This is a genomic window from Streptomyces sp. NBC_00236 (assembly GCF_036195045.1).
GTDB lineage: Bacteria > Actinomycetota > Actinomycetes > Streptomycetales > Streptomycetaceae > Streptomyces.
This window is the reverse complement of sequence record NZ_CP108100.1, coordinates 3,255,305-3,277,616: the sequence shown is the minus strand read 5'-3', so window position 1 is coordinate 3,277,616 and position 22,312 is coordinate 3,255,305. Positions and strand designations below refer to the sequence as shown.

Here is a 22,312-nt window from a genome sequence, read left to right as displayed (position 1 = left end):
CCGATCAGAACGAGTAGGGGACGTAGCACAGGGCGGCGAGCACTATCGCGCTCCAGCCCAGCAGCGCGGGCCTGCGGTACCAGGCGTCGTCGCCCTCCGCGGGCACCTCGTCGGCGTCCGGGGACTCGGTTCCGTAGACGAGACCCGCCAGTTCGGCCTCGGGCTTGGGAGCCGTGAACAGCGTGACGACGACCATGACGACCGCACCGGCGACGAAACCGACGATCGCGGAGACGAAGTTGGCGCCCTGGTCGCTCGGGATGTCGATGACACCCTGCTTGTAGATCACGAAGTAGTTGACCATCGCGGCCGTGGTGCCCGCCAGCAGGCCCCAGACGCCCGACTTCATCGAGGCGCGCTTCCAGAACATGCCGATGATGAAGACGACGAAGAGCGGGACGTTGAAGAAGGAGAACAGCGTCTGGAGGTAGCTCATGATGTTGGAGAAGCTGGAGGCGATGAACGCCGTGCCGATGGAGGCCAGCACCCCGAGCACCGTGATCTTGCGGCCGAAGCCCAGGTAGTACGCGTCCGGCTGGTCCTTCTTCACGTACCGCGCCCAGATGTCCGTGGTGAACACGGTGTTGAACGAGGAGACGTTGGCGGCCATGCCGGCCATGAACGCGGCCAGCAGACCGGTCACCGCGATGCCGAGCACACCGTTGGGCAGCAGCTCCCGCATCAGCAGCGGGATGGCGTCGTTGTAGGTCGTGTCCGAGCCGGCGGCGCCGATGTTGGGCACGACCACGGCGGCGACCAGGCCGGGGATCATCACGAGGAAGACGATGAACATCTTCGGGAACGCGGCGATCAGCGGGGTGCGCTGGGCGGCCGAGAGGTTCTTCGCGGACAGGGCGCGCTGCACCTCGGCGAAGTTGGTCGTCCAGTAGCCGAACGAGAGCACGAAGCCCAGGCCGAGGATGATCGTCAGCCAGTTGGCGCCGAGGGGGTTGGCGTCACCGATGCCGGTGCCGCCCCAGGCGGTCATGAAGTTCGCGCCGTGACTCGATTCCAGCGAGTCGCTCAGCCCGTCCCAGCCGCCGACGCGCTTGAGGCCCAGCACGGTGAGCGGGATCAGCGCGGCGAGGATGACGAAGAACTGCAGCACCTCGTTGTAGATCGCGGAGGAGAGCCCGCCGATGGTGATGTAGATCAGGACGAAGAGGCCCGCGACCACGATCGCCACCCACTGCGGCCAGCCGAGGAGCGCCTCCACGACGATCGACAGGGCGTACAGGTTCACGCCCGCGATCAGGACCGCGGAGAAGGCGAAGAGTACGGAGCTCAGCAGGTGAGCCGACTTGTCGAAGCGCTGGAGGAGGAACTCCGGTACGGAGCGCACCTTCGACCGGTAGTAGAAGGGCATCATCACGAGGCCCAGGAAGACCATGGCCGGGATGGCGCCGATCCAGTACCAGTGGACGACCGCGACGCCGTACTGCGCGCCGGTCGCCGCCATGCCGAGGATCTCCGTGGCGCCGAGATTCGCCGCGACGAAGGCCAGACCGGTCACCCATGCGGGCAGTGACCGTCCGGACAGGAAGAAGTCGAGGCTCGTCCTCACGCTCGACCGAGCGGCGAAGCCGATGCCGAGAACGACGACGAAGTAGATCGCCAGGATCGTGTAGTCGAGCCCGTTCGTGGGGAGCCGGAGCCCTGCAGCCAGATATTGCATGTGGGGGTACTCGCTTCGTTGCGCGAACTGAACCCGAAGGAAACTACGCTCTTGTGTTCAGAAACTGAACAGTTCCGATGAGGTTCTTTGTTGGATTGTGATCGTATTGCCGAAAAAGGCGGCCCCAACCCTCTCGCGGCCCCCGCGATGCCCGTCACGTCGCGGATGCCGAATCATTGACGAGCCTGTTGATTTGTGGTTCATTGTGTTCGGTTCTGTTTGGGAGGAGTCTGGTGAAGAAGACGGTTACGACGCTCGCCGACGGCCGGGAGCTGATCTACTACGACAGCCGTGACGACGTCGTGCGCGACGCGGTCGACCGGCGCCCGCTGGATCCCGTCTCGACCTCCTCCGAGGTCCGCCGCGACCCGCTCCTCGGCGACAGCGTCGCCATCGCCTCGCACCGCCAGGGCCGCATCTACCACCCCCCGGCCGACGAGTGCCCGCTCTGCCCCTCGCAGGAGGGCCGGCAGAGCGAAATCCCGGAGCCGGACTACGACGTCGCCGTCTTCGAGAACCGCTTCCCCTCGCTCGCCGGTGACTCCGGCCGCTGCGAGGTCGTCTGCTTCACCTCCGACCACGACGCCTCCTTCGCCGACCTCACCGAGGAGCAGGCCGGACTCGTCCTGGAGGCGTGGACCGACCGCACCGCCGAGCTCGCCGAGCTCCCCCAGGTCACGCAGGTGTTCTGCTTCGAGAACCGGGGCGCCGAGATCGGCGTCACGCTCGGCCACCCGCACGGTCAGATCTACGGCTACCCCTTCGTCACCCCGCGCACCGAGCTGATGCTCCGCTCCGCGGCGGCCCACCGTGCGGAGACCGGCGGCAACCTCTTCGACGACGTTGTCGCCCGCGAGGAGGCCGACGGTTCGCGGATCGTGCTCGCAGCCGAGCACTGGGTGGCCTTCGTGCCGTACGCCGCGCACTGGCCGTACGAGGTCCATCTGTACCCGCGCCACCGCGTCGCCGACCTGCGGCAGCTCGACGAGGCGGCCCGCACGGAATTCCCACAGGTCTATCTGGAACTCTTGAGGCGATTCGACCGGATCTTCGGCCCCGGCGAGCCGCCGACCCCGTACATCTCCGCCTGGCACCAGGCGCCGTTCGGAGTCGAGGGGCGGGAGGACTTCGCGCTCCATCTGGAGCTTTTCACCATCCGACGTACCTCCGGCAAGCTGAAGTTCCTCGCGGGTTCCGAATCCGGCATGAGCGTGTTCATCAACGACGTGCCGCCGGAGACCGCGGCCCAGCGACTGCGAGAGGTAGCGAGCGAGTGAGCAAGTCCCCGAAGAAGTACCTGGTGACCGGCGGCGCGGGATACGTGGGCAGTGTGGTCGCCCAGCACCTGCTGGAGGCGGGGCACACCGTCACCGTCCTCGACGACCTCTCCACCGGTTTCCGCGAGGGTGTCCCGGCCGGCGCCGAGTTCATCGAGGGCCGCATCCAGGACGCGGCCAAGTGGCTGGACCCCTCCTACGACGGGGTGCTGCACTTCGCCGCGTACTCCCAGGTCGGCGAGTCCGTCACCGACCCGGAGAAGTACTGGGTCAACAACGTCGGCGGCTCCACCGCCCTGCTCGCCGCGATGCGCGACGCCGGGGTGCGCACCCTGGTCTTCTCCTCCACCGCGGCCACCTACGGCGAACCGGTCTCCAGCCCCATCACCGAGGCCGACCCCACCGCCCCGACCAGCCCGTACGGCGCCACCAAGCTCGCCGTCGACCACATGATCACCGGTGAGGCGGCCGCCCACGGTCTGGCGGCGGTCTCGCTGCGGTACTTCAACGTGGCGGGGGCGTACGGCAGCTGCGGTGAGCGGCACAGCCCCGAGTCCCACCTCATCCCGCTGGTCCTCCAGGTCGCCCTCGGGCAGCGCGCGTCGATCTCCGTCTACGGCGACGACTACCCCACCCCCGACGGCACCTGCGTCCGCGACTACATCCACGTCGCCGACCTCGCCGAGGCCCACCTGCTGGCCCTCGACGCCGCCACCGCGGGCGAGCACCTGATCTGCAACCTCGGCAACGGCAACGGCTTCTCGGTCCGCGAGGTCATCGAGACGGTCCGCCGGGTCACCGGCCACCCGGTCCCCGAGACCGCGGCCCCGCGCCGCGGCGGCGACCCGGCCGTGCTCGTCGCCTCCGCCGCCACCGCCAGGGAGCGCCTCGGCTGGCAGCCGTCCCGCGCCGACCTGGCCGGAATCGTCACCGACGCCTGGACGTTCGCCCGCCGAGAGGAGCCCACCGCACCATGACCGACCACGCTGAGCAGACCGCCTCCCAGACCGAGCTCACCGCCTCCTTCACCGAGCTCTACGGGACCGCCCCCGAGGGAATCTGGGCCGCCCCCGGCCGGGTCAACCTGATCGGCGAGTACACCGACTTCAACGACGGCTTCGTGATGCCGCTCGCCCTGCCGCACACCGCACGGGCCGCCGTCGCCCGCCGCACCGACGGCGAGCTGCGGCTGCACTCCACCGATGTGCCGGGCGGCGTCGTCCAGCTCCGCGTCGACGAGCTGGCCCCGCATTCCGGCCACGGCTGGGCCGCGTACCCGGCCGGTGTCGTCTGGGCGCTGCGCGAGGCCGGTCACGTGATCACCGGCGCCGACATCCAGCTGTCGTCCACCGTCCCCACCGGCGCCGGCCTCTCCTCGTCCGCCGCACTCGAAGTGGTGACCGGACTGGCTCTGAGCGACCTCTTCGGGCTCGGCCTCACCGCCCCCGAACTCGCGGTCCTCGCCCAGCGCGCCGAGAACGCGTTCGTCGGCGTCCCCTGCGGCGTCATGGACCAGATGGCGTCGGCCTGCTGCACCGAGGGCCACGCCCTGCACCTGGACACCCGCGACCTCACCCAGCGCCAGGTCCCCTTCGACCTGGCCGCCCAGGGCCTGCGGCTCCTGGTCGTCGACACCCGCGTCAAGCACGCGCTGGGCGACGGCGCCTACGCGGAGCGGCGGGCGGGCTGCGAGGAGGGCGCCCGGCTGCTCGGCATCCGTACGCTGCGCGAACTCCCGTACGCGGAGCTGGGCACCGCACTTGACACGCTGGCCGCGTCCGGCGCGGACGAGTCCGTCGTGCGCTACGTACGCCACGTGGTCGGCGACAACCAGCGCGTCGAGCAGGTCATCGCGCTGCTCGACTCCGGCGAGGTGCGCGCGGCGGGGCCGGTCCTCACCGCCGGGCATGTCTCGCTCCGTGACGATCTGCGGGTCTCCTGCGTGGAGTTGGACCTGGTCGTCGAGACGGCGAACGCGGCGGGCGCGCTCGGTGCGCGGATGACCGGCGGCGGCTTCGGCGGCTCGGCGATCGTGCTCGTCGAGGAGGCGCAGGAGGACACCGTCACCAAGTCCGTGCAGGAGGCGTTCGCCGCGGCCGGGTACGCGGCCCCGGGCGTGTTCCCCGCGGTGCCGTCCGCGGGAGCCCGTCGGCTCGTCTGAGCCCGCCGGTCCGGTCGGGGGAGCGCCCCGGCCGGACCGGTCAGAGTTCCTTGACGAGGGTGAACTCGGTGATGCCCGGCGGGTAGTTCTCGATCCGCCCCCGTACCTCGTACCCCCGCTTCCGGTAGAAGTCCGGGGCCTGGAAGTCCCAGGTCTCCACCCGCGAGCGGGCGCAGGACCGCTCGGTCAGGGCCAGCCGTTCCGCCTCGGCGAGCAGCCGCGAGCCGAGGCCGGCACCGCGATGGCGGGCGTCGACCCAGAGCAGGTCCACATGGAGCCAGGTCGCCCAGGTGCGGCCGGTCAGTCCCGCGGCGATCCGGTCCTCGGCGTCCAGCGCCCATACCTCCAGCGGGACTTCGAGCGCTGCCGGCGTATCGCGCAGGGCGCGCAGCCGCGGTGAGCTGGCGGTGTTGTCGTCGCGCAGCCACTTGTTCAGCAGCTGACGTCGCTCTTTGTCCACTTCTGTCTCAAGATGGAACATGAACAACACCCTAGGACCCGACTGTCCGTCAGTTCTGCGAATTTCCTTCCCCCCGGAGCCGCCGCCCGTACCCTGATGCACAGCACCGGTGGGGGCCGGTGCTGATTCAGGGGTACGAGACAGCCGGGTGCGACACCCGGGCGGGAGGGCAGTCGGTGCACGGCGGCGGCCGTGGACTGCGATTCCACTTCCCGTTCCGGGCGTCGCACCCGCGCCGGTCCGTCCCTGCCGGGGGCCGCATCCTTCGCGTGCCCCAGAACACACAGCATGGGGGTGCCTGTGGCCCGTATCCGGGTTCTCGTCGTCGACGACCACCGCATTTTCGCCGAGTCGCTCGCCGCGGCGCTGGCCGCCGAGCCCGATGTCGAGGTGGCGGCGGCGGGCAACGGCCCGGCCGCCCTGCGCTGTCTGGAACGCGCGGCGTCCGAGGGCCGCGGTTACGACGTGATACTCGTCGACGCCGAACTGGGCATCCTGCGCCCGCCCGGCCGCCCGGCCGCGGGCCCGGTCCCGGTGCCCGCTCCGAACGCCGGGAAGAACGGCCTGGTCGACGGCATCTCCCTGGTCGCCGGCATCCGCTCGCTGCGCTGCCAGGTCCGTACGGTGGTGCTCGCCGAGAAGGACGACCCGGGCCGGGCCGCGCTCGCGCTCCAGGCGGGCGCCTGCGGCTGGGTCGCCAAGGACAGCTCGCTGCAACGGCTGCTCGCGGTGATCCGTGGCGTGCTGCGCGACGAGACGCATCTGCCGCCCGCGCTGCTCACGGGCGTGCTGCGGGAGCTGATGGCGGACCGCAAGCACCGCACCGAGAGCGAACTGCTCGTCGAGTCCCTGACCCCGCGCGAGCGCGAGGTGCTGCGCTGCATGGTGGCGGGCCTGGGCCGCAAGGCGGTGGCGGAGCGGCTCTTCCTCTCGCCGCACACGGTGCGTACGCACATGCAGAACGTGCTGGGGAAACTGGGCGTGCACTCGACGCTGGCGGCGGTCGCGCTGGCCCGGCGGGCGGGTGTCGGTCCCGCCGACCTCCAGGCGCCGGTCCTAGCCGGGGACGTTATCGAACGGGGCGGTCAACTGGCGTAGCAGTCCCGCCAGTTCGCCCCGCTGCTGACGGGAGAGTTCGCCCAGGATGGCGCGCTCCTGGGCGAGCAGGCCGGCCAGCGACTGGTCGGCCTTGTCGCGGCCCTCAGCGGTGAGCCGGACCAGCACGCCGCGGCGGTCGCTGGGGTCGGGGAGCCGCTCGACGAGGTTCTTCTTGGTCAGCCGGTCGATGCGGTTGGTCATCGTGCCCGAGGTGACCAGGGTCTGGGTGAGGAGCTGGCCGGGCGAGAGCTGGTACGGGGAGCCGGCGCGGCGCAGCGACGTGAGGACGTCGAACTCCCACGGCTCCAGGTGATGCTCGGCGAAGGCGATTCTGCGGGCCCGGTCGAGATGGCGGGCCAGGCGGGAGACGCGGCTGAGGACCTCGAGCGGTTCCACGTCGAGGTCGGGGCGCTCGCGGCGCCATGCAGCGACCAGTCGGTCGACCTCGTCCTCCATGTGGATCAGTGTAGAGGGTCTGTCGACATGAAGTCTCTTGAATTCAAGTGTCTTGACATCAAGATACTTCGGGTCGATCCTGGACGGCATGACCGCACCCCTCTGGGATCCGCAGCAGTACCTGCGCCACGCGGACCATCGCACCCGCCCCTTCCACGACCTGCTGGCCCGCGTGCCCGAACTGCCGAACGCCCCCGCCCCCCGCATCGCCGACCTCGGCTGCGGCGCGGGCAACGTCACCGCGCTGCTCGCCGAGCGCTGGCCCCGGGCCCGTATCACCGGATACGACAACTCCCCGCAGATGCTGGAACGGGCCCGCGCCCACGCCACACCCCTGCTGGACTTCGCCGAGGCCGACGCCACGACCTGGACCCCCGGCCGGCCGCACGACCTGATCGTCTCCAACGCCCTGCTCCAATGGGTCCCCGGCCACGCCGGCCGCTTCCCGGACTGGCTGGACGCGCTCACCCCCGGAGGAACCTTCGCCCTCCAGGTCCCGGGCAACTTCGACCAGCCCTCGCACGCCCTGATGCGCGAACTCGCCGAGTCCCCGCGCTGGCGCTCCCGCCTGGGAGGGAGCCTGCGCCACACGGACGCGGTCCTGAGCCCGGCCGGTTACCTGGAACACCTCACGGTCCCCGGCATCACCGCCGACGTCTGGGAGACCACCTACCTCCACCTCCTGCACGGCGAGGACGCCGTCCTCGACTGGGTGAAGGGCACCGGACTGCGCCCGGTCCTCACCGCCCTCGCCGACGACGAGGGGGCCCGGGACGCCTTCCTCGCCGAGTACCGAGACCTGCTGCGCGCCGCCTATCCCGCGGGGCCGCACGGCACGGTCTTCCCGTTCCGCCGCATCTTCGCCGTCGCCCACCGGGAGAAGGGATGATCGCCGCCCTCGACCACGTCCAGCTGGCCGCCCCCGAGGGCTCGGAGGAGGCGCTGCGCACGTACTACGTGGACACCCTCGGCATGACGGAGATGCCCAAGCCGCCGGTCCTGGCCGCCCGCGGCGGCTGCTGGTTCCGGGCGGGCCCGGTCCAGCTCCACGTGGGCATCGAGGCGGACTTCCGCCCGGCCCGCAAGGCGCACCCCGGCCTGCGCGTCCGGGACATCGAGGCCTTCGCGGCCCGGCTCACGGAACGCGGCGCCGAGGTCAGCTGGGACGGGGACCTGCCGGGCCACCGCCGCTTCTTCAGCCACGACCCGGTGGGCAACCGGCTGGAGTTCCTGGAACCGGGCGGGGCCCCGGCACCGGAAAACCGGTGACGGGGCCCCGCCGTGCGTGATGACGCGGTCCTGCGGGTGGATCAGTACAGGTTGACGTACGTCGCCCAGCCGCCGCCGACCCTGGCCCGGGCGCCGAACTTGCCGGTGCCGGTCGAGGTGTAGCGGTACAGGTCGCCCTTGGCGTCGACACCGACGAGGTCGGCCTTGCCGTCGCCGTTGATGTCGCCGGGCGCGGCCAGCTTCTTGTAGGTGTTCCAGCCGCCGCCGATGGTCACGCGCGCCTTGAACGGCTTCGAGGCGACACCCGTACCCGGGTAGAGGTACAGGTAGCCGCTCTTGCTGCGGGCGAGCAGGTCGGTGCGGCCGTCACCGTTGTAGTCACCTGCGCCGACCAGCTTGTTGTACGCGTCCCAGCCGCCGCCGACCTTGATCGGGGAGGCGAACCAGGCACCCGAGCCGTTACCCCGGTAGAGGTAGAGCGTGCCGCCCTTGGTGCGGGCCAGCAGGTCGCCCTTGCCGTCGCCGCTGAGGTCACCGGGACCGACGAGGCTGTTGTAAACGCCCCAGCCCTTGCCGATGGCGTAGTTGCCGTTGTACAGCGTGCCGGCGTACAGCTCCAGGAGGTCCCCCCGGCCGTCACCGGTGAGGGCCGACGTGAAGGTGAGGTTGGCGCCGGCCCAGCCCCCGCTGTTGCCGACCGCCTGCCGTGCGGCGAACAGGCCGTTGTTCTTCGGGTAGTACCAGTACAGGCTGCCCTTGGTGTCGAGCCCGAACATCTCGTTCTTGCCGAAGTCGGGGTTGCCGCCCGCTCCGACGAACTGCGACGCCACGTACCAGCCGCCGCCACCACCCGAACGGGTGAGGAAGCTGCCCACGCCCGTCGACTCGTAGTAGTACATCGCGCCGGCCGTCGTGCGGGCGACGATGTCGCCGAGGCCGTCGCCGTTGGCGTCGTCGACGCCGATGATCTGGTTGTAGCTGTTCCAGCCCTTGCCGACCAGCACGCGCCCCTTGAACGGCTGGGCGGACTTGCCGGTGCCGGCGTAGAAGTACAGCTCGCCGGCGGTCGTACGGGTGAAGAGGTCGGCGATGCCGTCGCCGGTCACGTCGTTGGCGCCGACCAGCTGGTCGTAGACGCCCCAGCCGTTGCCGACCTTGACCCGGGACCTGAACGGGTTGCTGTCGACCGCGCCGTTGGCGGCGTACAGGTACAGCTCGCCCGCCGGTGTGCGGGCGAGCAGGTCGCCGCGGCCGTCACCGGTCAGATCCCCGGCGCCGACCACCTTGTTGTACATCTGCCAGCCCTGGCCGGACCAGGTGGCGTAACCGCTGTAGGTGCTCTGGCTCTGGTAGAGCGAGAGCGTGCCGGTGGCGGTCAGCGTCAGGAACTCGGGGCTGCCGTTGCCGTCCAGGTCGCCGGGGGCGACGAGGTCCTTGAACTGCACGCCGTCCGCGCCGTAGATCGAGTACTCGTAGGAGTCCGCGCCGGTCGACGGCTCGACGTACACCTTGCCGTTGATCGCGCGGTACATCGTCTCGCTGTAACCGTCGCCGTCCATGTCCAGACGCGGCTTCGCGGGCACGACCGCGGCAGCGGCACCCTCGACGCCCGCCGCACGCGACTTCTTCGCCGGGTGCTTCGGGAGCGTCAGGGACGGCAGTTGACCGAGAGCCGGCGCGGGCTGCTCGACCGCGGTGCGGTGCGGTGCGGTGTCATCGGCCGAGGCCGGGGCGGCCAGCAGCATGCCGGCCGAGAGAACGAGAGCGGTGCAGGCCGCGATCCGGCCCGCGCGCTTCGAGCGCGCGGGCATGGCACGACGGCCGGGTTCCACAGAAGACAAAGCCCCCCCAGGGGTAAGTGGTGGAACCGGGAGAAACGCCTTCACAGGTGCATTACATGCAGGGTGAAGCATTCCCGGGATGGTCACAGACTCTACAACCGTGACCAGCGGGACTGAAGTGCTTTAGCGGTGAACGACGTCTCGGATCGGACACACAGCGGGGGGCGACGGGCCACGCGACGGGGAGCAACCGGGACACCTCCGCTCAACTCTTGCGGTGCCCGATCAGCCGCGGCTTCGACTCCAGGTTCTCCAGCCCGTGCCAGGCCAGATTCACCAGATGGGCCGCGACCTCCGCCTTCTTCGGCTTCCGGGCGTTCACCCACCACTGACCGGTCAGCGCCACCATGCCGACCAGCGCCTGCGCGTACAGCGGAGCCAGCTTCGCGTCGAAGCCCCGGGCCTTGAACTCCAGCCCCAGGATGTCCTCCACCTGCGTGGCGATATCGCTGATGAGCGAGGCGAACGTGCCCGTCGACTGGGCCACCGGCGAGTCACGGACCAGGATGCGGAAACCGTCCGTGTACGTCTCGATGTAGTCCAGCAGCGCGAACGCCGCCTGCTCCAGCAGCTCACGCGGATGGCCGGCGGTCAGCGCGGTGTTCACCATCTCCAGGAGCTGACGCATCTCCCGGTCCACCACCACGGCGTACAGCCCCTCCTTGCCGCCGAAGTGCTCGTACACGACCGGCTTGGAGACCCCGGCACGCGCCGCGATCTCCTCCACCGACGTGCCCTCGAACCCCTTGTCGGCGAAGAGGGTGCGACCGATGTCCAGCAGCTGCTCGCGGCGTTCCTTCCCGGTCATCCGCACCCGGCGGGTACGCCGGGCGGAGGGTGCGCGGGTGTTCTCGCTGCTTGTGCTTCCATCGGTCGCCACGTCGTCAATCATGCCGCGTCGGCCCGCGCGGGGTGGCGCCGGGACTCGATACGCGCGGAGTCGGGCCAGCGCACGTCGGTCGCCCAGCCCAGCTTCTCGAACCAGCGGATCAGCCGGGCACTCGAATCGATCTGACCCCGCATCACCCCGTGCCGCGCACTCGTCGGGTCGGCGTGGTGCAGGTTGTGCCAGGACTCGCCGCACGACAGGACCGCGAGCCACCACACGTTGCCGGACTTGTCACGGGACTTGAACGGGCGCTTGCCGACCGCGTGACAGATCGAGTTGATCGACCAGGTCACGTGGTGCAGCAACGCCACCCGGACCAGCGAGCCCCAGAAGAACGCGGTCGCCGCACCCCACCACGACATCGTGACCAGGCCGCCCACCAGCGGCGGAATGGCCAGCGAGACAATCGTGAAGGCGAGGAAGTGACGGGAGATCCCGCGGATCACCGGGTCCTTGATCAGATCGGGGGCGTACTTCTGCTGAGGCGTACGCTCCTCGTCGAACATCCAGGCGATGTGCGCCCACCACAGGCCCTTCATCAGGGCCGGCAGGGTCTCGCCGAAACGCCACGGGGAGTGCGGGTCACCCTCCGCGTCCGAGAAACGGTGATGCTTGCGGTGATCGGCCACCCAGCGGACCACCGGGCCCTCCACGGCCAGTGAACCGGCCACGGCCAGGGCGATACGGAGCGGACGCTTCGCCTTGAACGAACCATGGGTGAAGTACCGGTGGAAACCGATCGTGATGCCATGGCAGCCGATGTAGTACATCGCCACCAGCAGACCCAGATCGAGCCAGCTCACACCGCGGCCCCAGGCCAGCGGCACCGCCGCGACCAGAGCCACGAACGGCACGACGATGAACAGCAGGAGCGCGATCTGCTCGATCGACCGCTTGTTGTCCCCGCCGAGCGTGGCGAGGGGAAGGTCCTGACCGTCAGCCGCCTCGGCGGCCTCGATCACTTCGGGGCTGGACTTCATGGGGAGTCCCCTGTGGGTAGGAATGCAGCGGACAGACGGGGCTACGCACCCGTAACCTACGGCGTCGTAAGTATGGCAGCGCGAAGGCTTGCCACACGAGAGGCCGACGGACGGGGCGCGGACCGGCGCCTAACGGGGTAGGGGACAGGGAGCGCACCCCGCACGTACCCGCCATGAACAGCGGGCACGCCTCGGGGCGCGAACAGCGCCGACAGCACGGACACCTATCCTGGAGAGGTCGGACAGCGCGGTCCGCACCCTGCCACCCGGGGGGTCGCGTCGGCACCGCGCCGGCCGCGGGCCCCGGATCCCGTGCTCAACCACTGCAAGGAGCCGCACACTGTGAGCAGTGCCGACCAGACCCCTGCCGCCAGCCCCGAGCTGCGCGCCGACATCCGCCGCCTCGGCGACCTGCTGGGCGAGACCCTCGTACGCCAGGAGGGGCAGGAGCTCCTCGACCTCGTCGAGCGCGTCCGCGCCCTGACCCGTACCGACGGCGAGGCGGCGGCCGAGCTTCTCGGCGACACGGACCTGGAGACCGCCGCACAGCTCGTGCGCGCCTTCTCCACCTACTTCCACCTCGCGAACGTCACCGAGCAGGTCCACCGCGCCCACGAGATGCGCGACCGGCGCGCCGCCGAGGGCGGTCTCCTCGCCCGCACCGCCGACCGGCTCAAGGACGCGGACCCCGAGCACCTGCGCGAGACCGTCAAGAACCTCAACGTCCGGCCGGTCTTCACCGCGCACCCGACCGAGGCCGCCCGGCGCTCCGTACTGAACAAGCTCCGCCGCATCGCCGCACTCCTGGAGACCCCGGTCATCGAGGCCGACCGGCGCCGCCAGGACATCCGGCTCGCCGAGAACATCGACCTCATCTGGCAGACCGACGAGCTGCGCGTAGTCCGCCCGGAGCCCGCCGACGAGGCCCGCAACGCCATCTACTACCTCGACGAGCTCCACGCCAACGCCGTGGGCGACGTCCTGGAGGACCTGGCAGCCGAACTGGAGCGCGTCGGCGTCGAACTGCCCGCCGGCACCCGCCCCCTCACCTTCGGCACCTGGATCGGCGGCGACCGCGACGGCAACCCCAACGTGACGCCCACCGTCACCTGGGAGGTGCTGATCCTCCAGCACGAGCACGGCATCACCGACGCCCTCGAACTCGTCGACCAGCTCCGCGGACTCCTCTCCAACTCCATCCGCTACACCGGAGCCACCGACGAGCTCCTCGCCTCCCTCCAGGCCGACCTGGAGGCACTCCCCGAGATCAGCCCCCGCTACAAGCGGCTGAACGCGGAGGAGCCCTACCGGCTCAAGGCCACCTGCATCCGGCAGAAGCTCGTCAACACCCGCGAGCGCCTCGCCTCCGGCACCCCGCACCGCCCCGGCTGCGACTACCTCGGCACCGCCGAACTCATCGCGGACCTGGCCCTCATCCAGACCTCACTGCGCGAGCACAAGGGCGGCATCGTCGCCGACGGCCGGATGGACCGCACCATCCGCACACTCTCCGCCTTCGGCCTCCAGCTCGCCACCATGGACGTACGCGAGCACGCCGACGCCCACCACCACGCGCTCGGCCAGCTCTTCGACCGCCTCGGCGAGGAATCCTGGCGCTACGCCGACATGCCGCGCGACTACCGGCAGAAGCTCCTCGCCAAGGAGCTCCGCTCCCGCCGCCCGCTCGCCCCGACCCCGGCCCCACTGGACGCCGCGGGCGAGAAGACCCTCGGCGTCTTCCACACCATCAGCCAGGCCTTCGAGCGCTTCGGCCCCGAAGTCATCGAGTCCTACATCATCTCGATGTGCCAGGGCGCCGACGACGTCTTCGCCGCAGCCGTCCTCGCCCGCGAGGCCGGACTCCTCGACCTGCACGGCGGCTGGGCCAAGATCGGCATCGTGCCGCTCCTGGAGACGACCGACGAGCTCAAGGCCGCCGACGTCATCCTCGACGAGATGCTCGCCGACCCGTCCTACCGCCGACTCGTCTCGCTCCGCGGCGACGTCCAGGAGGTCATGCTCGGCTACTCCGACTCCTCCAAGTTCGGCGGCATCACCACCTCCCAGTGGGAAATCCACCGCGCCCAGCGCCGGCTCCGCGACGTCGCCCACCGCTACGGCGTGCGGCTGCGCCTCTTCCACGGCCGCGGCGGCACCGTCGGCCGCGGCGGCGGCCCCTCGCACGACGCGATCCTCGCGCAGCCCTGGGGCACGCTGGAGGGCGAGATCAAGGTGACCGAGCAGGGCGAGGTCATCTCCGACAAGTACCTCATCCCCGCGCTCGCCCGCGAGAACCTGGAACTGACCGTCGCGGCCACCCTCCAGGCCTCCGCCCTCCACACCGCACCCCGCCAGTCCGACGAGGCCCTGGCCCGCTGGGACGCGGCCATGGACACCGTCTCCGACGCCGCCCACGCCGCCTACCGCAAGCTGGTCGAGGACCCCGACCTGCCGACGTACTTCCTCGCCTCCACCCCCGTGGACCAGCTCGCCGACCTGCACCTGGGCTCGCGGCCCTCCCGCCGCCCCGGCTCGGGCGTCTCGCTCGACGGCCTGCGCGCCATCCCGTGGGTCTTCGGCTGGACCCAGTCGCGACAGATCGTGCCCGGCTGGTACGGCGTCGGCTCCGGCCTCAAGGCACTGCGCGAGGCCGGTCTGGACACCGTCCTGGACGAGATGCACGAGCAGTGGCACTTCTTCCAGAACTTCCTCTCGAACGTCGAGATGACCCTGGCCAAGACCGATCTGCGCATCGCCCGCCACTACGTCGACACCCTCGTCCCCGACGAGCTCAAGCACGTCTTCGACGCCATCGAGGCCGAGCACGCGCTGACGGTGAAGGAAGTCCTCAAGGTCACCGGCAACACCGAACTGCTCGGCACCAGCCCGGTGCTCCAGCAGACCTTCGCCATCCGTGACGCCTACCTGGACCCGATCTCCTACCTCCAGGTGTCCCTGCTGGCCCGCCAGCGCGAAGCGGCGGCACGCGGCGAGGAAGCCGACCCGCTGCTCGCCCGCGCCCTGCTGCTCACCGTCAACGGTGTCGCGGCCGGGCTGCGCAACACCGGCTGACCAACACCCGCCGGCCGGCCGAAGGACACGGTCGCGGGCGGGGTCCCCTCACAGGGCGATGAACGTCGCCACGAGCAGGGCCCCGCCCGCGATCCCGGCGCCCCAGCCCACCCGGGGCAGCCGCAGACCGCCGCCGATCACCAGCCCGGCCAGCACCAGCGCCCCACCCAGCGGCATCCACGCATGCAGGAAACCCGGCGTCCCGGTGCGTACGACCTCGAAGGTGTCGGGCTTCACGACGACGGGGAAACGATCCCCCTTCTTCGCGGCAACGGACTTCTCGACCGACACCCGGGAGCGCCCCGCCCCGCCGTCGGTCGGCGTGTAAGGGCCCGTGCACACCTCGGTGCCGCACCCCGTGACCGTCATCGTCCCGTGCTCGCGCCCCTTCGCCAGCACGATGTGGTGGGCCGATTCCCACGAGGACAGCACGCCCGCGACGAGCAGCAGCAGGACGACACAGCCGAGCGCCGCGCTGCGGCCGTACTGCAGGGCACGGTGGGAGGAGCTGCGCTTCATGGGGGCCGATCCTTGGCCAGGGCCCTGCGGCCGGTCAAGTTGTGGCCGAAAACAGCCCGCTTACCGGTGGGTATGTCGGGATTGGCGGACGCCAGGACTCAGGAGTTGTACGCGCTCTGCGCGCGCTCCAGCCCCTCCGCCAGCAGACACTCCACCGAGTCCGCCGCCCGGTCCACCAGGAACGCGAGCTCCTTGCGCTCCGTCGACGAGAAGTCCTTCAGCACGAAGTCCGCGACCTGCATCCGGCCCGGCGGACGCCCGATCCCGAACCGGATCCGGTGGTAGCCGGGACCCATCGACTTCGTCATCGACTTCAGGCCGTTGTGCCCGTTGTCGCCGCCGCCCAGTTTCAGCCGCAGCGTCCCGTAGTCGATGTCCAGCTCGTCGTGCACGGCCACCACATGGTCGAGCGGCACCTTGTAGAAGTCGCGCAGCGCCGTGACCGGGCCGCCCGACAGGTTCATGTACGACATCGGCTTCGCCACGACCACCCGGCGGCTCAGCGGCCCGGGCGGGCCGATCCGGCCCTCCAGCACCTGCGCCTGGGCCTTGGGGGCGCGCTTGAACCTGCCGCCGATGCGCTCCGCGAGCAGGTCGGCGACCATGAAGCCGACATTGTGCCGGTTCGCCGCGTACTCGGGACCGGGATTGCCCAGGCCCACGATCAGCCAGGGGTCATTGGCGTCGGACATCGCGCTGGGTCTCCTCGCGTACGGGCGGGTGGCAGACAGGGAAACGGGGCGGCGGCCTCCTTGCGGAGATCCGCCACCCCGTCAGTCAAGCAGGTGGGGCGAGAATCAGGCCTCGGTGGTCGCGGCCTCGGTGCCCTCGGCGGCCGGCTCCTCGGCCTGCGCGGCGACGACCTGGAGCACGACGGCGTCCTCGTCACCGGCCAGCACGGAACCGGCGGGGAGCGGGACGTCCTTGGCGAGGATGGAGTCACCGGCGTCCAGGCCCGCGATGGAGACCGTGACGGACTCGGGGATGTGGGTGGCCTCGGCCTCGACGAGCAGGGTGTTCTGCACGTACTCGAGCAGGTTGCCGCCCGGGGCCAGCTCGCCCTCGACGTGCACCGCGATCTCGACCTCGACCTTTTCGCCGCGCTTCACGGTCAGCAGGTCGACGTGCTCGATGTTGCCCTTGAGGGCGTTGCGCTGCACGGCCTTCGGGATGACCAGGGCGTCCTTGCCGTCGATCTCGAGACCGATGAGGACGTTGGCGGTACGGAGCGCGAGGTGCAGCTCGTGGGCCGGGAGCGTGATGTGGACCGCGTCGGCGCCGTGGCCGTAGATGACCGCGGGGACCAGGTTGGCGCGGCGGGTGCGGCGGGCAGCGCCCTTGCCGAACTCCGAACGGACCGTGGCGTTGAGCTTGATCTCGGCCATGACTGCACTCCTCGTAAGGTGACAAAGCTACGGATGGTCACCCGGCCCACGACAGGCCTGCTACGAAGAGCGCGTCGATAACGGACCGCCGTACCTATGAGTACGGCCTCCCTCGCCGAGCAACTCGCTGAGTCTACCCGGCGGGGAGGCCGTGCCCAAAGTGGATCTTCAGGACCCCGGGAGGCTACTGCTCCTCGAACAGGCTCGTGACCGAACCGTCCTCGAAGACCTCGCGCACCGCGCGGGCGATCGTCGGCGCGATGGAGAGGACCGTGATCTTGTCGAGCTCCAGCTCGCCCGGGGTCGGCAGGCTGTCCGTGAAGACGAACTCGCTGACCTTCGAGTTCTTCAGCCGGTCGGCGGCCGGACCCGAGAGCACACCGTGCGTCGCCGTCACTATGACGTCCTCGGCACCGTGCGCGAACAGGGCGTCCGCGGCGGCGCAGATCGTACCGCCCGTGTCGATCATGTCGTCGACCAGGACACAGACCCGGCCCTTCACGTTGCCCACGACCTCGTGGACGCTGACCTGGTTGGGCACGTCCTTGTCGCGGCGCTTGTGCACGATCGCCAGCGGGGCGTCCAGACGGTCGCACCAGCGGTCGGCGACGCGGACACGGCCGGCGTCCGGCGAGACGATCGTCAGCTTCGAGCGGTCGACCTTGGCACCGACGTAATCGGCCAGGATCGGCAGCGCGAAGAGGTGGTCGACCGGACCGTCGAAGAAGCCCTGGATCTGGTCGGTGTGCAGGTCGACGGTGAGGATGCGGTCCGCACCCGCCGTCTTCATCAGGTCCGCGATCAGACGCGCCGAGATCGGCTCGCGGCCGCGGTGCTTCTTGTCCTGACGGGCGTAGCCGTAGAACGGCACGATGACCGTGATGGAACGGGCCGACGCGCGCTTCAGCGCGTCCAGCATGATCAGCTGCTCCATGATCCACTTGTTGATCGGAGCCGTGTGGCTCTGGATCAGGAAGCAGTCGGCACCGCGGGCGGACTCCTGGAAGCGGACGTAGATCTCACCGTTGGCGAAATCGAAGGCCTTCGTCGGCACGAGGCCCACACCCAGTTGGTGCGCAACCTCCTCGGCCAGCTCGGGGTGGGCGCGGCCGGAGAAGAACATCAGTTTCTTCTCGCCGGTCGTCTTGATCCCGGTCACAGCACAGTCTCCTCAGACGTGTATCTGGCGCTGCACGCAGATGTCCCGATGTGCAACGAGCCAGCCGAAATGGGGTGAGCATCTATCACGGTACGCCGTGCGCGGCGTACCTGTTTCCGGTCAGCTTTCGCTGCCGGTGTCCTCCGCCGCGGCCTGGGCCGCCTGCGCGGCCGCGCTGCCCGGACGCTTACGGGCCACCCAACCCTCGATATTCCTTTGCTGGCCACGGGCCACGGCCAGCGAACCGGAGGGCACGTCCTTCGTGATGACCGAGCCGGCCGCGGTGTAGACGCCGTCCCCGACCGTGACAGGCGCCACAAACATATTGTCCGAACCGGTCCGGCAGTGCGAGCCGATCGTCGTGTGGTGCTTGTTCACACCGTCGTAGTTCACGAAGACGCTCGCCGCACCGATGTTCGTGTGGTCGCCGATCGTCGCGTCACCCACGTAGGAGAGGTGCGGGACCTTCGTCCCCTCGCCGAGCGAGGCATTCTTGAGCTCCACGTACGTACCGGCCTTGGACTTCGCGCCCATCCGCGTACCGGGCCGCAGGTACGCGTACGGACCGACCGTCGCACCGGCGCCGACCTCGGCCCCGTCCGCGACCGTGTTGTCCACCCGGGCGCCCGCCCCGACGACGGTGTCCTTCAGCCGCGAGTTCGGGCCGACCTCGGCGTCCTCCGAGAGGTGCGTGGTCCCCAGCAGCTGCGTCCCCGGGTGCACGATCGCGTCCCGCTCGAACGTCACCGTCACGTCGATCAGCGTCGACGCCGGATCCACCACGGTCACGCCCGCGGTCATCGCCCGCTCCAGCAGCCGCTGGTTCAGCAGCCGGCGGGCCTCCGCGAGCTGCACCCGGTTGTTGATCCCGAGGATCTCCCGGTGGTCGCCGGCGACCGAGGCGCCGACCCGGTGCCCGGCCTCACGCAGGATGGACAGCACGTCGGTGAGGTACTCCTCGCCCTGGCTGTTGTCCGTGCGGACCTTGCCGAGCGCGTCCGTGAGCAGCTGCCCGTCGAACGCGAACACCCCGGAGTTGATCTCCCGGATCGCCCGCTGCGCGTCGGTGGCGTCCTTGTGCTCGACGATCTCGGTGACCGCGCCGGTCGCCGCGTCGCGCACGATCCGGCCGTAGCCGGTGGAGTCCGGGACCTCGGCGCTGAGCACGGTGACGGCGTTGCCGTCGGCGGTGTGGGTGGCGGCGAGCGCGGCGAGCGTCTCGCCTGACAGCAGCGGGGTGTCGCCGCAGACGACGATCACGGTGCCGTCGACGGTCCCGCCCAGCTCGTCGAGCCCGACGCGCACCGCGTTCCCGGTGCCCTTCTGCTCGGCCTGGTAGGCGGTGCGCACCTGGGCGTCCGCGGCGGTGAGGTGGGCGGTGACCTGCTCGCTCGCGTGGCCGACGACCACGACGAGGTGGAGCGGGTCCAGCTCGCGGGAGGCGGCGACGACATGACCGACGAGCGAACGCCCGGAGATCTCGTGCAGGACCTTGGGGGTCTTCGACTTCATGCGGGTGCCCTCACCCGCTGCGAGGACGACGACGGCTGCCGGGCGTACGGAGCTCACGGATAGGCCCTTCGGCTTCGGGTGATGGACATCCGCAGGATACCGGGGGGCTGTTCGGCCGGTACGGGGGCGGGCATGAGTGCGGGCCCCGACCGGTTCGGTCGGGGCCCGCAGTTGGAAGCTCCCCTACCAGGACTCGAACCTGGAACAAGTTATCCAAAGTAACTCGTGTTGCCGATTACACCATAGGGGATGGCAAACGCCATTAAACCGGACAAATGGTCACCCGGCGGAAGGCGTGGCATCCACTATGCCGTACCACCAGCCCTCGATGCGACGGTAAAGGTCAGCCCCTTGAGAGACCTTGACTACCAGGCAGCCCCGGTAGGAGACACCCACGTTCTTCCGAACGGTCTTGGGGTTGTGCTTCTTGAGCGTGGTCTTCTGGAGGGACGCGACGTCGATGCCTACCAGATCCGCCCAGTACTTCTCGGCTCCCTCGACATCGCCCGTTTCATGGATCATGAGCCGGTAGCGAAGGCGCTCGGGCTCGACGTCGAGAAGGCGTAGCCATGCGAGGTACACCTTGATCACGCTGGGGTCGCTGTTGATGAATGTGACGGTCTCGCGTCGGTCGTAGGGCTTGTCCTTCGTGCCCTCCGCCCAGTACAGGGCCGTGCCGACGGCTAGGAGCGTCGCGTCCGTCATGGTGTCGATCTCGCTCCGGGCCTCGGCCTTCGTCTTCTGCCGTTCGGTGTCCCGCATGGCCAGCTCGTGGTCCCAGCGGAGCCGCCCGGCGAGCCGCGCTTGTTCTGCTGCGGTCCGGCTGCGCTCAGGCTTCGGCAGATCCCGCACCCACAGCGAGATCGAACTCTTCGAGCACCCCAGCTCCACCTGGATCTGGTCGTACGTCTTCCCCTCCAGTCGCAGCTCCCGCGCCTTGGCGCGCAGGTCGTCCTTGGCGTTGGGGCGCTTCGTCCACTCCGGCGCGGGTTCCCCCTCCAGCAGGCGGTTGAGGAGGACGTTGTTGTGGAGCTGGAGCCGGTCGCGGATCTGGCGGCGGCTGAGGCCCTCCCGGCGCAGGGCGACGGCCTGGGCGCGCAAGCCTTCGAAGTCGCCGTATTTCGTCAGTTCTTCCGTCATGCGGTGATCGTCGTCCGGAATGCGGACGTCCGCCGGGGATTCGACTGGCGTTCGCCGGATCGGGTGATGAGCACATGATTCGAATCCGTTCGACGTCCCGACGTGCTGCGCAGGTCACCCGAAAATGAGGTGCGGCCGCCCGTACGCTGGATGCCATGACCGCAACGGGGGCAGACCGGGAGGCGGCGGGATCGACCACCCGCGGCTACTGGTGGTGGGAACGGCGACGGAGTGTCGCACTGGACGGAGGACTGGCGCTGGTCTCGGCGCTGGAGTGTGCGCTGGAAGGGGTGACGTTCGCGGGGGACACCGGACTGCCGGTGCCCTTGGGGGTGGTGTTCGGGCTGCTCGCGGGGTCGGTGCTGCTGGTACGCCGGAAGTGGCCGATCGCCGTGGTGCTCGTGTCGATCGCGACGACGCCGGCCGAGATGGGCTTCCTGATGGGTCTGGTCGGCCTGTACACGCTGGCCGCGTCCGATGTGCCGCGCCGGATCACCGCGGTGCTGATGAGCATGCAGCTGGTGGGGACGTTCATCGTCACCTATGTGCGGCTGCGGCAGGGCGTCGACGCCGACGCGGACTTCGGCCCCGGCGACTGGTACGTGCCGATGCTGTCCCTCTTCATGGCGGTGGGCCTGACCGCGCCGCCGGTGCTGTTCGGCCTCTACATAGGGGCGCGGCGCCGGCTGATGGAGAGTCTGCGGGAGCGGGCGGACTCGCTGGAGCGGGAGCTGTCGCTGCTCGCGGACCGGGCGGAGGAACGGGCGGAGTGGGCGCGTACGGAGGAGCGGACCCGGATCGCCCGGGAGATGCACGACGTGGTGGCGCACCGGGTGAGCCTGATGGTGGTGCATGCGGCGGCTCTGCAGGCGGTGGCGCCCAAGGACCCGGCGAAGGCGGTGCGGAACGCGGCGCTGGTGGGTGACATGGGGCGGCAGGCGTTGACGGAGCTCCGCGAGATGCTCGGGGTGCTGCGGACCGGGGAGCCGATGGTCGCGCGGGTGACGAAGGTCCCGCTGGCGTCCGTGGGGCGTGCGGTGCCGGTGGCGACGGAGGACGGGCCGCGCCTGGATGAGGTGGAGACCCTGGTGGGGGAGTCGCGGGCGGCGGGGATGACGGTGGAGCTCTCGGTGGAGGGGGATGCGCGGCCGTACGCGCCCGAGGTCGAACAGACGGCGTACCGGGTGGTCCAGGAGGCCCTGACGAACGTGCACAAGCACGCGGCGGGCGCGAAGACGTGGGTGCGCCTGGCCCACCGGGACGCCGAGGTCGCCATGCAGGTGGAGAACGGCCCCTCGGACGCGGCGACGGCGGACGCGGGTCTGCCCAGCGGAGGCAACGGGCTCGTCGGCATGCGGGAGCGGGTGCTCGGGCTGGGGGGCGTCTTCGTGTCGGGTCCGACGGACGCGGGCGGCTTCCGGGTGTCGGCCGTCCTGCCGGACGTCGACGCGGCGTAGG

Annotated in this window: 20 protein-coding genes and 1 tRNA gene; 8 read left to right on the top strand and 13 right to left on the bottom strand. The window is 70.1% G+C overall.

The window, feature by feature from the left end:
• Nucleotides 1–4: 4 nt before the first annotated feature.
• Complete coding sequence (locus OG446_RS14610; RefSeq protein WP_328894444.1) at nt 5–1,675, bottom strand: sodium:solute symporter family protein; 1,671 nt, start codon at nt 1,673–1,675, stop codon at nt 5–7.
• A gap of 233 nt (nt 1,676–1,908) precedes the next feature.
• Between OG446_RS14610 and galT the strand changes: the two genes are divergently transcribed.
• From galT to galK, 3 genes are read left to right on the top strand one after another with little or no spacing between them, the layout of a single operon-like run.
• Entirely contained in the window at nt 1,909–2,952 is a 1,044-nt protein-coding gene (gene galT, locus OG446_RS14605; RefSeq protein ID WP_328894443.1) for a galactose-1-phosphate uridylyltransferase, read from the top strand.
• The gene (galE, locus tag OG446_RS14600) at nt 2,949–3,929 is read left to right on the top strand and encodes a UDP-glucose 4-epimerase GalE (RefSeq protein WP_328894442.1); all 981 of its coding nucleotides are present in this window, start codon (nt 2,949–2,951) and stop codon (nt 3,927–3,929) included. Before galT ends, galE begins: the two co-directional genes overlap by 4 nt.
• Entirely contained in the window at nt 3,926–5,113 is a 1,188-nt protein-coding gene (gene galK, locus OG446_RS14595) for a galactokinase (RefSeq protein WP_328894441.1), read from the top strand. The genes galE and galK overlap by 4 nt, the downstream gene beginning before the upstream one ends.
• Nucleotides 5,114–5,153: 40 nt before the next feature.
• On the opposite strand, the gene OG446_RS14590 is transcribed toward galK, so the two are convergent.
• The gene (locus OG446_RS14590) at nt 5,154–5,594 is read right to left on the bottom strand and encodes a GNAT family N-acetyltransferase (RefSeq protein WP_328894440.1); all 441 of its coding nucleotides are present in this window, start codon (nt 5,592–5,594) and stop codon (nt 5,154–5,156) included.
• A 279-nt stretch (nt 5,595–5,873) separates the two neighbouring features.
• Here OG446_RS14590 and OG446_RS14585 point away from each other — a divergent pair, with 279 nt between their 5' ends.
• Complete coding sequence (locus OG446_RS14585) at nt 5,874–6,671, top strand: response regulator transcription factor (protein ID WP_328898300.1); 798 nt, start codon at nt 5,874–5,876, stop codon at nt 6,669–6,671.
• Here the strand turns inward: OG446_RS14585 and OG446_RS14580 are convergent.
• On the bottom strand, nt 6,630–7,127 hold the full coding sequence (locus OG446_RS14580) for a MarR family winged helix-turn-helix transcriptional regulator (RefSeq protein ID WP_148019081.1): 498 nt from the start codon (nt 7,125–7,127) through the stop codon (nt 6,630–6,632). The two genes, OG446_RS14585 and OG446_RS14580, sit on opposite strands and share 42 nt — an antisense overlap.
• An 88-nt stretch (nt 7,128–7,215) precedes the next feature.
• On the opposite strand from OG446_RS14580, the gene OG446_RS14575 reads away from it, so the two are divergent.
• Together OG446_RS14575 and OG446_RS14570 are read left to right on the top strand one after the other, a co-directional pair.
• Nucleotides 7,216–8,016 carry a trans-aconitate 2-methyltransferase gene (locus OG446_RS14575; RefSeq protein ID WP_328894439.1) on the top strand — a complete coding sequence of 267 codons (801 nt, stop codon included), beginning with the start codon at nt 7,216–7,218 and terminating at the stop codon, nt 8,014–8,016.
• Nucleotides 8,013–8,396, top strand: coding sequence for a VOC family protein (locus OG446_RS14570; protein ID WP_328894438.1), 384 nt, complete (start codon nt 8,013–8,015; stop codon nt 8,394–8,396). The genes OG446_RS14575 and OG446_RS14570 overlap by 4 nt, the downstream gene beginning before the upstream one ends.
• Nucleotides 8,397–8,437: 41 nt before the next feature.
• Here the strand turns inward: OG446_RS14570 and OG446_RS14565 are convergent, their stop codons facing one another.
• From OG446_RS14565 to OG446_RS14555, 3 genes are all read right to left on the bottom strand, one after another.
• Complete coding sequence (locus OG446_RS14565; protein WP_328894437.1) at nt 8,438–10,168, bottom strand: VCBS repeat-containing protein; 1,731 nt, start codon at nt 10,166–10,168, stop codon at nt 8,438–8,440.
• A 235-nt stretch (nt 10,169–10,403) separates the two neighbouring features.
• Nucleotides 10,404–11,090 (bottom strand): TetR/AcrR family transcriptional regulator, encoded by a 687-nt coding sequence (locus OG446_RS14560; RefSeq protein ID WP_266779771.1) that lies wholly within the window; start codon nt 11,088–11,090, stop codon nt 10,404–10,406.
• On the bottom strand, nt 11,087–12,067 hold the full coding sequence (locus tag OG446_RS14555) for an acyl-CoA desaturase (RefSeq protein ID WP_328894436.1): 981 nt from the start codon (nt 12,065–12,067) through the stop codon (nt 11,087–11,089). The genes OG446_RS14560 and OG446_RS14555 overlap by 4 nt, the downstream gene beginning before the upstream one ends.
• Before the next feature lie 342 nt (nt 12,068–12,409).
• Here OG446_RS14555 and ppc point away from each other — a divergent pair, with 342 nt between their 5' ends.
• Entirely contained in the window at nt 12,410–15,139 is a 2,730-nt protein-coding gene (gene ppc / locus OG446_RS14550; RefSeq protein ID WP_328894435.1) for a phosphoenolpyruvate carboxylase, read from the top strand.
• A 48-nt stretch (nt 15,140–15,187) separates the two neighbouring features.
• On the opposite strand, the gene OG446_RS14545 is transcribed toward ppc, so the two are convergent.
• From OG446_RS14545 to OG446_RS14515, 7 genes are all read right to left on the bottom strand, one after another.
• Nucleotides 15,188–15,658 (bottom strand): hypothetical protein, encoded by a 471-nt coding sequence (locus tag OG446_RS14545; protein WP_328894434.1) that lies wholly within the window; start codon nt 15,656–15,658, stop codon nt 15,188–15,190.
• 98 nt (nt 15,659–15,756) lie between these two features.
• On the bottom strand, nt 15,757–16,350 hold the full coding sequence (gene pth, locus OG446_RS14540) for an aminoacyl-tRNA hydrolase (protein WP_328894433.1): 594 nt from the start codon (nt 16,348–16,350) through the stop codon (nt 15,757–15,759).
• A gap of 105 nt (nt 16,351–16,455) precedes the next feature.
• Nucleotides 16,456–17,043 carry a 50S ribosomal protein L25/general stress protein Ctc gene (locus tag OG446_RS14535; protein WP_328894432.1) on the bottom strand — a complete coding sequence of 196 codons (588 nt, stop codon included), beginning with the start codon at nt 17,041–17,043 and terminating at the stop codon, nt 16,456–16,458.
• A gap of 184 nt (nt 17,044–17,227) precedes the next feature.
• Nucleotides 17,228–18,202 (bottom strand): ribose-phosphate diphosphokinase, encoded by a 975-nt coding sequence (locus tag OG446_RS14530; protein ID WP_148019072.1) that lies wholly within the window; start codon nt 18,200–18,202, stop codon nt 17,228–17,230.
• A 120-nt stretch (nt 18,203–18,322) separates the two neighbouring features.
• A complete protein-coding gene (glmU, locus tag OG446_RS14525) occupies nt 18,323–19,771 on the bottom strand; it encodes a bifunctional UDP-N-acetylglucosamine diphosphorylase/glucosamine-1-phosphate N-acetyltransferase GlmU (RefSeq protein ID WP_328894431.1) in 1,449 nt (482 codons plus the stop codon).
• A 121-nt stretch (nt 19,772–19,892) separates the two neighbouring features.
• A tRNA-Gln gene (locus OG446_RS14520) sits at nt 19,893–19,964 on the bottom strand.
• 29 nt (nt 19,965–19,993) lie between these two features.
• The gene (locus tag OG446_RS14515) at nt 19,994–20,854 is read right to left on the bottom strand and encodes a hypothetical protein (RefSeq protein ID WP_328894430.1); all 861 of its coding nucleotides are present in this window, start codon (nt 20,852–20,854) and stop codon (nt 19,994–19,996) included.
• 155 nt (nt 20,855–21,009) lie between these two features.
• Here OG446_RS14515 and OG446_RS14510 point away from each other — a divergent pair, with 155 nt between their 5' ends.
• The gene (locus OG446_RS14510; protein WP_328894429.1) at nt 21,010–22,311 is read left to right on the top strand and encodes a sensor histidine kinase; all 1,302 of its coding nucleotides are present in this window, start codon (nt 21,010–21,012) and stop codon (nt 22,309–22,311) included.
• The last annotated feature ends 1 nt before the right edge of the window (nt 22,312 follow it).

Bases quoted from the DNA above. Each gene is read 5' to 3' on its own strand.
- galK (WP_328894441.1), top strand. From the start codon at position 3,926: ATGACCGACCACGCTGAGCAGACCGCCTCCCAGACCGAGCTCACCGCC.
- OG446_RS14545 (WP_328894434.1), bottom strand. From the start codon at position 15,658: ATGAAGCGCAGCTCCTCCCACCGTGCCCTGCAGTACGGCCGCAGCGCG.
- OG446_RS14555 (WP_328894436.1), bottom strand. From the start codon at position 12,067: ATGAAGTCCAGCCCCGAAGTGATCGAGGCCGCCGAGGCGGCTGACGGT.
- OG446_RS14575 (WP_328894439.1), top strand. From the start codon at position 7,216: ATGACCGCACCCCTCTGGGATCCGCAGCAGTACCTGCGCCACGCGGAC.
- OG446_RS14580 (WP_148019081.1), bottom strand. From the start codon at position 7,127: ATGGAGGACGAGGTCGACCGACTGGTCGCTGCATGGCGCCGCGAGCGC.
- pth (WP_328894433.1), bottom strand. From the start codon at position 16,350: ATGTCCGACGCCAATGACCCCTGGCTGATCGTGGGCCTGGGCAATCCC.
- OG446_RS14590 (WP_328894440.1), bottom strand. From the start codon at position 5,594: ATGTTCCATCTTGAGACAGAAGTGGACAAAGAGCGACGTCAGCTGCTG.
- OG446_RS14560 (WP_266779771.1), bottom strand. From the start codon at position 11,090: ATGATTGACGACGTGGCGACCGATGGAAGCACAAGCAGCGAGAACACC.
- OG446_RS14610 (WP_328894444.1), bottom strand. From the start codon at position 1,675: ATGCAATATCTGGCTGCAGGGCTCCGGCTCCCCACGAACGGGCTCGAC.
- OG446_RS14515 (WP_328894430.1), bottom strand. From the start codon at position 20,854: ATGACGGAAGAACTGACGAAATACGGCGACTTCGAAGGCTTGCGCGCC.
- OG446_RS14510 (WP_328894429.1), top strand. From the start codon at position 21,010: ATGACCGCAACGGGGGCAGACCGGGAGGCGGCGGGATCGACCACCCGC.
- OG446_RS14570 (WP_328894438.1), top strand. From the start codon at position 8,013: ATGATCGCCGCCCTCGACCACGTCCAGCTGGCCGCCCCCGAGGGCTCG.
- OG446_RS14535 (WP_328894432.1), bottom strand. From the start codon at position 17,043: ATGGCCGAGATCAAGCTCAACGCCACGGTCCGTTCGGAGTTCGGCAAG.
- OG446_RS14565 (WP_328894437.1), bottom strand. From the start codon at position 10,168: ATGCCCGCGCGCTCGAAGCGCGCGGGCCGGATCGCGGCCTGCACCGCT.